Below are 262 nucleotides of genomic sequence, written 5' to 3' on the forward strand. Positions count from 1 at the left end.
CGCTGCCGGTGCCGCACTGTCAATATTGATCGACAGCGCCGCGCTGGCGACGCTGCTATTGCCTGCAGCATCCACCGCCTTGACGCTCAGGCTGTGCGTACCGGACGCCAGCGCGCTGCTGGTGATATTCCACACGCCGCCGGTGGCCACTGCCGTGCCGAGCACGGTGGTGCCGTTGGTGTCGTATAGGGTGACGGTGCTGCCCGCTTCGGCGGTGCCAGTGACGGTAGGCGTGGTGACGTTGGTGACACCGTCGGTGTTG

At 66.4% G+C, this 262-nt stretch carries 1 protein-coding gene; it reads right to left on the reverse strand.

All coding sequences use genetic code 11. The features are described 5' to 3' along the window. A partial coding sequence (locus GCM43_RS25965; RefSeq protein WP_193315755.1) for an Ig-like domain-containing protein occupies positions 1-262 on the reverse strand: 262 nt, incomplete at both ends.

The organism is Janthinobacterium aquaticum (assembly GCF_009208565.1).
Lineage (GTDB): Bacteria > Pseudomonadota > Gammaproteobacteria > Burkholderiales > Burkholderiaceae_D > Janthinobacterium.